Origin of the sequence: Mangrovibacter plantisponsor, assembly GCF_003182475.1 — a bacterium.
Taxonomy (GTDB): domain Bacteria; phylum Pseudomonadota; class Gammaproteobacteria; order Enterobacterales; family Enterobacteriaceae; genus Mangrovibacter; species Mangrovibacter plantisponsor.
This window is the reverse complement of sequence record NZ_QGTS01000029.1, coordinates 1-7,682: the sequence shown is the minus strand read 5'-3', so window position 1 is coordinate 7,682 and position 7,682 is coordinate 1. Positions and strand designations below refer to the sequence as shown.

The 7,682-nt window shown below is 49.1% G+C and carries 13 protein-coding genes and 1 pseudogene; 1 reads left to right on the top strand and 13 read right to left on the bottom strand.

Annotated elements, in window-relative coordinates:
- Positions 1–159: 159 nt before the first annotated feature.
- The 10 genes from DES37_RS24940 to DES37_RS24895 all read right to left on the bottom strand — a co-directional run bounded on the left by DES37_RS24940 (position 160) and on the right by DES37_RS24895 (position 5,285).
- Positions 160–510: an HNH endonuclease gene (locus DES37_RS24940; RefSeq protein ID WP_110028239.1), complete on the bottom strand. Its 351-nt coding sequence runs from the start codon at positions 508–510 to the stop codon at positions 160–162.
- Between the two features lie 270 nt (positions 511–780).
- Positions 781–1,305 carry a Rha family transcriptional regulator gene (locus tag DES37_RS24935; RefSeq protein ID WP_110028238.1) on the bottom strand — a complete coding sequence of 175 codons (525 nt, stop codon included), beginning with the start codon at positions 1,303–1,305 and terminating at the stop codon, positions 781–783.
- Positions 1,306–1,498: 193 nt separating this feature from the next.
- Complete coding sequence (locus tag DES37_RS24930; RefSeq protein WP_110028237.1) at positions 1,499–1,774, bottom strand: DUF1378 family protein; 276 nt, start codon at positions 1,772–1,774, stop codon at positions 1,499–1,501.
- Entirely contained in the window at positions 1,771–2,031 is a 261-nt protein-coding gene (gene lysC / locus DES37_RS26230) for an Rz1-like lysis system protein LysC (protein ID WP_425451742.1), read from the bottom strand. Before lysC ends, DES37_RS24930 begins: the two co-directional genes overlap by 4 nt.
- Positions 1,919–2,302 (bottom strand): hypothetical protein, encoded by a 384-nt coding sequence (locus DES37_RS24920; protein ID WP_170123816.1) that lies wholly within the window; start codon positions 2,300–2,302, stop codon positions 1,919–1,921. Before DES37_RS24920 ends, lysC begins: the two co-directional genes overlap by 113 nt.
- A gap of 7 nt (positions 2,303–2,309) precedes the next feature.
- Positions 2,310–2,921, bottom strand: a complete 612-nt coding sequence (locus DES37_RS24915; protein WP_110028235.1) for a glycoside hydrolase family 19 protein — start codon at positions 2,919–2,921, stop codon at positions 2,310–2,312.
- Positions 2,922–3,072: 151 nt separating this feature from the next.
- Entirely contained in the window at positions 3,073–3,354 is a 282-nt protein-coding gene (locus DES37_RS24910) for a phage holin family protein (RefSeq protein WP_110028234.1), read from the bottom strand.
- Positions 3,341–3,736: a phage holin family protein gene (locus DES37_RS24905; protein ID WP_110028233.1), complete on the bottom strand. Its 396-nt coding sequence runs from the start codon at positions 3,734–3,736 to the stop codon at positions 3,341–3,343. Before DES37_RS24905 ends, DES37_RS24910 begins: the two co-directional genes overlap by 14 nt.
- A 360-nt stretch (positions 3,737–4,096) precedes the next feature.
- The gene (locus DES37_RS24900; RefSeq protein WP_425451741.1) at positions 4,097–5,143 is read right to left on the bottom strand and encodes a phage antirepressor N-terminal domain-containing protein; all 1,047 of its coding nucleotides are present in this window, start codon (positions 5,141–5,143) and stop codon (positions 4,097–4,099) included.
- The gene (locus DES37_RS24895; RefSeq protein ID WP_110028232.1) at positions 5,124–5,285 is read right to left on the bottom strand and encodes an Arc family DNA-binding protein; all 162 of its coding nucleotides are present in this window, start codon (positions 5,283–5,285) and stop codon (positions 5,124–5,126) included. The genes DES37_RS24900 and DES37_RS24895 overlap by 20 nt, the downstream gene beginning before the upstream one ends.
- Positions 5,286–5,395: 110 nt before the next feature.
- Here DES37_RS24895 and DES37_RS24890 point away from each other — a divergent pair, with 110 nt between their 5' ends.
- Positions 5,396–5,758, top strand: coding sequence for an Arc family DNA-binding protein (locus tag DES37_RS24890; RefSeq protein ID WP_110028231.1), 363 nt, complete (start codon positions 5,396–5,398; stop codon positions 5,756–5,758).
- Positions 5,759–5,798: 40 nt separating this feature from the next.
- Here DES37_RS24890 and DES37_RS24885 read toward each other — a convergent pair whose 3' ends face one another.
- The 3 genes and pseudogenes from DES37_RS24885 to DES37_RS25985 form a co-directional block, all read right to left on the bottom strand.
- Entirely contained in the window at positions 5,799–6,557 is a 759-nt protein-coding gene (locus DES37_RS24885) for an antitermination protein (RefSeq protein ID WP_110028230.1), read from the bottom strand.
- A 13-nt stretch (positions 6,558–6,570) separates the two neighbouring features.
- Positions 6,571–7,563, bottom strand: coding sequence for a DUF968 domain-containing protein (locus DES37_RS24880; RefSeq protein WP_110028229.1), 993 nt, complete (start codon positions 7,561–7,563; stop codon positions 6,571–6,573).
- Positions 7,560–7,682: pseudogene (locus DES37_RS25985) on the bottom strand (phage regulatory protein/antirepressor Ant); the annotation flags it as partial. The pseudogene DES37_RS25985 and the gene DES37_RS24880, both read right to left, overlap by 4 nt.

Genomic DNA, 7,682 nt, shown 5'->3' with positions numbered 1-7,682 from the left:
CGGCACTCCTGGTTAAATTTCATTTTTCGCGGGTATAAAAATTCAGGGGGGCGGGCAGTCCGGAAGGTGACAGGTGGCAGAGATTTGACCCGCCCTCCCTCCCTTAATGTAAAAATTCCGCACCATTTTGGTGCTGAATAATGATAATGAGAATATTTATCATCTTGTGCGCTCACGCGCTGTTTTCGCTGCGTGGCACGGCCAGCACAGGCTTTGCAGGTTTGAGTCTTCATCTGTTCCGCTCTGTGCTTTGGCAATGATGTGGTCAACGCAGGACGCTTCAACCGCCCGGCCTTGTTTCAGGCAGGACTGGCACAGGCCTTTATCACGGCGAAGAATACGAGCCCGGATAACCTCCCACTTTGTACCGTAGCCACGCTGGTGGCGGGATTGTCCTGGTTTGTACTGTTTCCAGCCCTCACTTTTATGGTTTTCGCAGTAGCCTGAGGGATCAGTAGTGGTGCTGCGACAGCCACGTTTGCGGCAAGCTTTAGGCGTTCTTGGTGGCATGATCTAAAAGCTCAGGATCAAGTCGGTACCACGCAACATGCTGAGCATTAAACCCAACAATGCATCCATTATCTTTGTGAGTGCATAGCAAAAACCCGTCAATAACCACTAATGAGTCATTATTTGTGATTCCCGCCTGAAATTCCGCACCAGTTAATGGCTGTATGAATACTTTGTAGTGGCTGATAATACGGGGTAGTGCCATTTATGAAACTCCCACATCAATCAATATCATTATCGCAGGCACTCAGTGAATGCCTGCTGTATTGATTACGATAAAAGAAGACAAGGCTGAGTCACCTGCATGATGTGTTCGTGCTCGATCTGCAGCACATGCTTTTCTTTCTTCCGTTCATTCATCAACCGGCTGCCGATCGTTCCTTTCAGCTTTGAACGCGTTTCTTTGATAGCGTATCGGTGTTGCATTTCTTCGCCCATCGCCATGCGTCGGCTAAATTGTTCGGCCATCCAGTTAAAGGCGGCGATGTATTGCTCTTTAATCGCGGTCGCTGTCTTACCGGTGAAACCCATTACAAGCATCATCCAGCCATCTTTCGTGATGTTGTACATCAGGCGCATCTCGCCTTTTTTATCGAGGTATTCAACGGGCTCAAAATTGAGCCGGTTAAAGTCAGGCGAGCAGTCTGACTCCAGCCGCTTGATAGTGCGAAGAACGTTTTTATGCGCCTTCCCGAAATAGCGGGATATCTTCACGGACGTTGTGATGACCTTACCGTTAGATGGCAAAACCATTTCGCGGAAGTCGAAGGCCGGAATAACTGACGGATTATTCATAGCGTTTTACCTTTTAGAAGGTTGAGCCTGTCCACCAGGAAGTGTCGCCCGAGAGAGTCCGCCGACTTAACGACATTCCTCAGGCTCAACTTTCTGAAAGGCTCTCGTTAGAAATAGCGCCGGTGGATGCGCGGGTTTGTTGCAGAAATAAAAAAGGCCACCGATTGGTAGCCTGTATGCAGCTCTTACTTTGTTACGATGTACTGCCAGCCTGTGGTGATACATCACCAGTCACTGTGGTAGATGTCTGTCCGGATTCAGCGGCTTCTTCCTGCAGTTTCTTAAGCAACTCTTGCGCCCTGGCTTCTGCCTTTTCTTCAAGCGCCTGGGCTTCTGCTGCAGCCTTTTGTGCTTTGGTTGCTGCATGGGCTTTAATCCAGTTACGAATTGCCTTCCAGCCGCCAGCAATAAGCAGCAGCACTACGCCAATGAATGAGAAGTACAACAATACAATTTGAATCGGTGTCATTTGGTGGTTTCCTGTCGTTTCTGTTCAGCTTTTCGAATATCAGCTTTGTCCCGATTACATTTCTCAATGACACCAAGCAGGCGTTCGTTGAGCTTCAGGCTGTCGCCATAGGTCATTTGCTCAGGTATCTGAGGAAGTACGCAGTCAATCAGCAGGTTCGCTGGTAGTGGTACCGGCTGAACCGGAACGTATTCGATTTGCGTGCTCGCGCAGCTGCTCAACAGCAGCAGAAGGAACAGGCTGTTTAGCGCAGTCATCACTGGCGATGGCCTTTTCAATGATGACAACCCTGTCCTCTGTCTGCTTTTCAATTCGCTGCTTTGCATCTGCATTAGCCTGAGACATGGTGTTGAATATAGACAGCGTGGTCATGACATTCGCTGTCACGGTTTTGGTCTGGGTTAGCGCTTTCTCCGCAGCATCTGCCCGGTTGCTGTTACTTTGGTACTGGTAACCAACAAAACAGCTGGTGCCGACAATAAGAAGAAACAGGCTAACGATAATGGCTGCTTTTATTTCTGCGCTCATACAGGCCTCATGAAAGGGCTTTGAGTGCAACTCCGTAGCGAGCCCGGCGATCATCAATCCCGTTATTACCGCCATTAATGATTTGCGTCACCCGGGCTAAATCACCGGAATATTTCAGGCATCCACTGGTTGCATAGAACCATGCAGCTGACCGCGCCGCTTCACTGGCCTTTTCCAGTAACTCAGGCGAGGTAACCAGATCCAGCTTTAATGCAGCACCACATTTGCGGTAGTTATCCAGACCAGTAATTTGGATAAGCCCGCGACCGCGATACTTCCAGCCATCGCCCGTTGACTTGTTACCCAGGCGATTTGCATAGACCAGATTAGCAATGGCTTCCTGTTGCGCCTTGCGGCCATTCGCCCTGCCAAGCATATTGGCCTGGTAGGATGAGACGCGGCGACCAAATACGGCCAGTAAAGCCGTCGGGGTATAATTGAAGCTTTCAACCAGTGCATGGAAACCGCCTGACTCATGCCCGGTCTGAGCGATGAACATGGCTTTGTCCTGTACTAAGCTGATACCAAACTCAGACATGGCAGACTCAATATGAGAAAACCAGACAGCAGAAAGTTCGACGCTAACTCCAGCCGCCTCTATAAATTGAGAGATATTCATAGCCTGTACCTACTAATGTTGGTAGGAAGTTTTTTATGTATAGAACGGTAAATTTGACCTAAGATTATTCTTAGTAAGTGCATGTTTTAATAATAATAACTATGCAATTGCCAACTAACAGGATGCAGCGATGTCGCTGTATCCTGCTTTTTTATTTATGAAGTAACTTAATCAATTGAGCAACATTACCGCGAACGCGCAGGATAATGACGCAGATGAGGATGTTTGCCAGCACCACCAGCCAGTGCGACTGATGATACAGACCGAAGACAAACCGGAACGGCACGGAGGCATACACCAGGACAATGATGTAAGCCAGCAAGGAGATAAGCGGGCGGTGTCGGGCATCACCACGCTGATAGAACATCAGCACCAGCACAATCACACCGCAAATCACCGCATTAACCAGCGCAGCAGGTTCACTTATTGTCATTTGGACCACCTCCACGGAATCGGGGAAGCATACCGAGCAGCCTGTTCAGATCCTGATTATTCACAAAGGTCAGAACCTTAATGATGAGAGCCGATACCGCCGCAGCACCAATGGCATCAAGTGGCCTGTCGGTGTACCCGGTCAGGTCTGCCAGTTTTGCGCCCACCAGCCCGGCACCTAACACGCCGAGAATAAACGATGTCAGGAAATACCCCATCAGCCGCCAGCGTGTAATGTTGGCTGCTGTGGCTACGTAGAACACTGCCCCCGCGAACGCACCGAATACAACGCCATAGTCGGTATGAGTGACAAAACCGTAAAAGGTAGCGCCCAGCATACCGCTGCCAAGAATGGCACCAGCACCGGATACAGGATCGGACATTTAGCCCCCTCTTTATTGCTGTGATTCCTCTCAGGATTGAGGGGATAAGGGACAGGCCATCAGACACAAGGTGAAAGGGTTATCTGTGAGTGAATGTCTGTGACCTGAAGCGAGAGCTCACTGAGATGAGCTAATTATGATGTCTATTTGACTCATTCTGTGAGGCGAATGCATATAACTAATATACGCTCGCACAAAAACGCAAAAACCCCGCCGAAGCGAGGTTATAAATTTTTTTAACGGTAGACATACAATGCCCATCGTTAGATAAAATCTACTCATATTTTTTGGAAATTGCAAACACCAATTTTAGCCAGAAACAAAAAACCCGCCGAAGCGGGTAATTAACAGATTTACAGGCTATGCCGATGTATTGATATTCATCGTTACCCGGCTTCCAAGCACAGATCTGCTTTGTTCTGCTATACGGGATAACTTGTAATACATCAGCTCTGCATAATGACGGTGGGCGAGATATTCCATCTTTATCGCGCTCATGTCATAACCCATGGAAGTGAGTTTATTGATAAGCTCGTTAATAGCTGAAGGTGACTCATCTGTAGGGCCGAATAAGAGTCTGACCGGGAACTGGCACCCACCACCAATGTTAGGTTTTGTTATCCTTCTTTCAGGTGTTGAGCCTGGCACTTTGTCCCACCACTCTACCGGATAATTCAGATCCATTTTCTTATCTGGCAACGTTTCTTCCCTGCCAATGTATTCACCCTCAAGCGATACTCTTGCCACCAGCGACAGAGCCTCAGAAAACTGACTTTCCTGGATTTCTTTGTAGGTAACGCCAAAGTGAGTTTTCAGGGCTGACCACATGGTGATCATCGCTTTAGCCTGTCTGTCACGCGGCAGAGCCTTGCCACGGGATAAAACAAGCTGCTTTATTACCTCTCGCTGTTCTGGTGTTATTTTCTCTTGCGGTTTCGCTCTGGGGTTCACTGCCTGGCCATTAGTCCAGTATTCGTAAAGCACATCGTCACACTCTTCTTGGTAACGGATTACCTTATCGCGTATTTCAGGGCGGACTTTGTTCGGACTGATGCTATTCAACCAAGCGGCTAGCTTGCGCAGAGCAAGACAGATCATCGGACGCGATTTACCGTCTGCTGCAACCATTGTGATTTCCACAACGGTTGATTTGAAGCGCTGTTTCAGCTTTGTAAACTGGGATGCCCAGTCCATCCCCATGCCATCGATAATCGGGCGCATTGGGGTATATGGCTCGCCGTTATGCTCTACAACGAAAAGAGAATTTCCATAGAAAGGCACGTTGATTGTACGATCTGCAATTGCTAAACTTGTCATGTCAATATTTCCATCATGATTTGTTGATTTAGAAGCCTCAATGGTTGCCGCCATTGGGGCTTCGCTGTTTTTATGCTTTGATAAACCCATCCTCTTTTAAGCTCCTTTCTATTCGCTTGATGACTTCTCTGTTTACTGATCGCCCCCCTTCTTTCGCTGCAAGTTTGATAATTTCTTTTAGTGAGTCGGGGAACCGGATACCCGTTGGCGTAATATTGCGTGTATTATCCATTTCATCTCCTATGACTACATAATGTAACTATTTAAATACTACATGATGTAGCTATCCCGTCAAGATGATTTTGACTACATTATGAAGTCAGTTATTTGTTGGAGGTTGCCATGAAAGGCGCAAGTCTGATCGCCCCATTCGGGTTACGAATGCCCGAAGATTTAAAAGAACAAATTATTCAGAGAGCGAAAATCAATAGCAGATCTATGAATGCTGAAATCATTCAGATGCTTAATGACGCAATGCATACCGATGAACAGACTCCGGAACTAATAAAGCTCAGGCAAGAAGTAACAAACCTGAAGTTAATGCTTGCGCTCCAGGAACGGTACATAGAGCTGATACAAGATGCTGTTTTTACAGACAAAGATGCTGAGGCTATAGAGAGAAATAAAAAAATAAGCCGGGATATCTCATCTTTGGTTGGTGACGATTTAAATGCTCTGCTGGATAAGGCTTCTACCAAAGAATAAATAACCCACCTGAGTGGGTTATATGATTGCATGGCCGCCACTACCGGGTAACATCGTGCAACTGCTTCTCAGCCCAGGCTTCTTCAGCCCAACACTTCGTCACAAGTGAATTTATTACACTGCCATAACCGCTGTACCACTGGTAATCCGTCAGATCAGGGAGCAGGCTTCCAATATTTCTGCGCGCCAGGGTTGTTGGAAGTCTGGCGAATCCACGGCCATTACACCGCCCACATAATTTCATAACGGGTACACCGAGCAATTCTGAGCGTTTGCGGTCAACTGCCGTTCCTCGCCCATTACAATCTTTACAGGCGGTGCTGACTTCTCCTTTACCCTGGCAGTGACGGCATATTTCTTCAACCTCTTCATGCACAACCGTGGGTTCTACACCTTTTACGCCCGGGTGTTTCACAACATCTCGCATCGTCCGGATCACTCCTTTCCCGTGGCAATGTGGGCATTCGCTTTTGCTGGCTGCTGAGCGGGAATAATCGGCATAGGCAAACTTAACCAGGCAATCCACAATCTCCAGCCGGGTGGATTCTGTCAGCTTGTTCAGTACCGGATTATCAAGCGCCATCGCGTAATTCGTTAAACCGTCAATGGCTGGCTGTGGATCCTGAATCCCCATCTTTGCCAGGAAGAGGTTAAACCCAAGTGGTGCTTTTGACTGAACCATGCCCTGAGCCGCCATCACATCAGTAATGGTGAGGGATGCGCTCCCGGTGGCCGGAGTCTCATCATTCAGTTTTGGTGATTTCGGTGAGTAAAATTTCGGTAATGCTTCCAGATTCATACGTATTCTCCACTTAAGCCAGAATGCCAGTTGCCAGCGCACGGTCAATAAAACGAAACCACAGGGCCAGCTGGCTCCCGTACTTTTCCTCAAATGCCACGGTATCGGCGTGTAACTCATCGTGGTGCGCCCTGCACAGCGGTATCACGAATAAGTCATGCGCCTTTGTTGCCATCCCACCCTGCCCGTGGCCAATAATGTGGTGGGGGTCGTCTGCGGGTTTACGGCAGCATTCACAGGGCTGTGATTTCGCCCACCTCGTGAATTTTTGGTTTACCCAGCGCCTGCGCTTTGGGCGCAGCATGAAGGATTCCGGTGTTTCCGGGTCAACCGCCAGGGTAAGAACGGGTTTTACGTGTTCCTCTATCACGCTGGTGGCCGGTACCGAAGGCATCAGGTCACATTCACGGTAAACGGATTTGATGGGCTCCACCTGCCAGCCCAGAGCCTGTTCTGCCATTGGCTCAGGGAATGCCTCAAATACACGCTGGCGAACAGCCCACCAGCAAAGCTCAGGCAGTGTGAGTGTGTGGCTTTCATCAAAGTGAAGCGCTGCCCTGGCTTTATCCACTACCCACTCAACCACGTTTTTCCTGGCGATATCGGTAAGTGCCTTAAATGACTGATCGCGAAACTGGGTGTCACAGTGCCAGCAAAGGCGTAACGCGCCTTCGGCTTCTCTGCGGGTGGTTATCTCATGGTGGTGATAGTCACCCTCGCCCCACTGGCAGGTGTTCCCGTTCATGAACAGCCAGGCTTCAAGAGCGCTGATGCCACCTGCCGCCTGAATAACCCGTTCATCGAGAAAGAAACGAAGCAGATACGGATCTTCCGTGAGTGGCTGCCTTACGGGTGGTACCAGTCCGGTGGGCAGATCTGCCATATCGGCGGGCTCATGCTCCACCAGCACACGCCCACGGGAAAAGAGTGGCATCAGTTCCGGTCCGGGGCGTAACAGCACAATGCCCATTTTCCGGGCGAAATCCGGTGTTAACAGTGCCCTCATGCTGCAGAGCCCTTCATCACATGTTCAATCCACAGCCCGCTAACCCACTTAACGCCTTTTGCCGTGAAGCGCGCCTGGCTGAATGCGTGGTTGGATGTCTGCGAGGTACCGGTTTTTAC

Excerpts from the sequence above, each read along its gene's own strand:
- DES37_RS24935 (WP_110028238.1), bottom strand. The coding sequence starts at position 1,305 with ATGAATAATCCGTCAGTTATTCCGGCCTTCGACTTCCGCGAAATGGTT.
- DES37_RS24905 (WP_110028233.1), bottom strand. The coding sequence starts at position 3,736 with ATGTCCGATCCTGTATCCGGTGCTGGTGCCATTCTTGGCAGCGGTATG.
- DES37_RS24940 (WP_110028239.1), bottom strand. The coding sequence starts at position 510 with ATGCCACCAAGAACGCCTAAAGCTTGCCGCAAACGTGGCTGTCGCAGC.
- DES37_RS24885 (WP_110028230.1), bottom strand. The coding sequence starts at position 6,557 with ATGAATCTGGAAGCATTACCGAAATTTTACTCACCGAAATCACCAAAA.
- lysC (WP_425451742.1), bottom strand. The coding sequence starts at position 2,031 with ATGACTGCGCTAAACAGCCTGTTCCTTCTGCTGCTGTTGAGCAGCTGC.
- DES37_RS24895 (WP_110028232.1), bottom strand. The coding sequence starts at position 5,285 with ATGGATAATACACGCAATATTACGCCAACGGGTATCCGGTTCCCCGAC.
- DES37_RS24930 (WP_110028237.1), bottom strand. The coding sequence starts at position 1,774 with ATGACACCGATTCAAATTGTATTGTTGTACTTCTCATTCATTGGCGTA.
- DES37_RS24920 (WP_170123816.1), bottom strand. The coding sequence starts at position 2,302 with ATGAGCGCAGAAATAAAAGCAGCCATTATCGTTAGCCTGTTTCTTCTT.
- DES37_RS24900 (WP_425451741.1), bottom strand. The coding sequence starts at position 5,143 with ATGGGTTTATCAAAGCATAAAAACAGCGAAGCCCCAATGGCGGCAACC.
- DES37_RS24915 (WP_110028235.1), bottom strand. The coding sequence starts at position 2,921 with ATGAATATCTCTCAATTTATAGAGGCGGCTGGAGTTAGCGTCGAACTT.
- DES37_RS24880 (WP_110028229.1), bottom strand. The coding sequence starts at position 7,563 with ATGAGGGCACTGTTAACACCGGATTTCGCCCGGAAAATGGGCATTGTG.
- DES37_RS24890 (WP_110028231.1), top strand. The coding sequence starts at position 5,396 with ATGAAAGGCGCAAGTCTGATCGCCCCATTCGGGTTACGAATGCCCGAA.
- DES37_RS24910 (WP_110028234.1), bottom strand. The coding sequence starts at position 3,354 with ATGACAATAAGTGAACCTGCTGCGCTGGTTAATGCGGTGATTTGCGGT.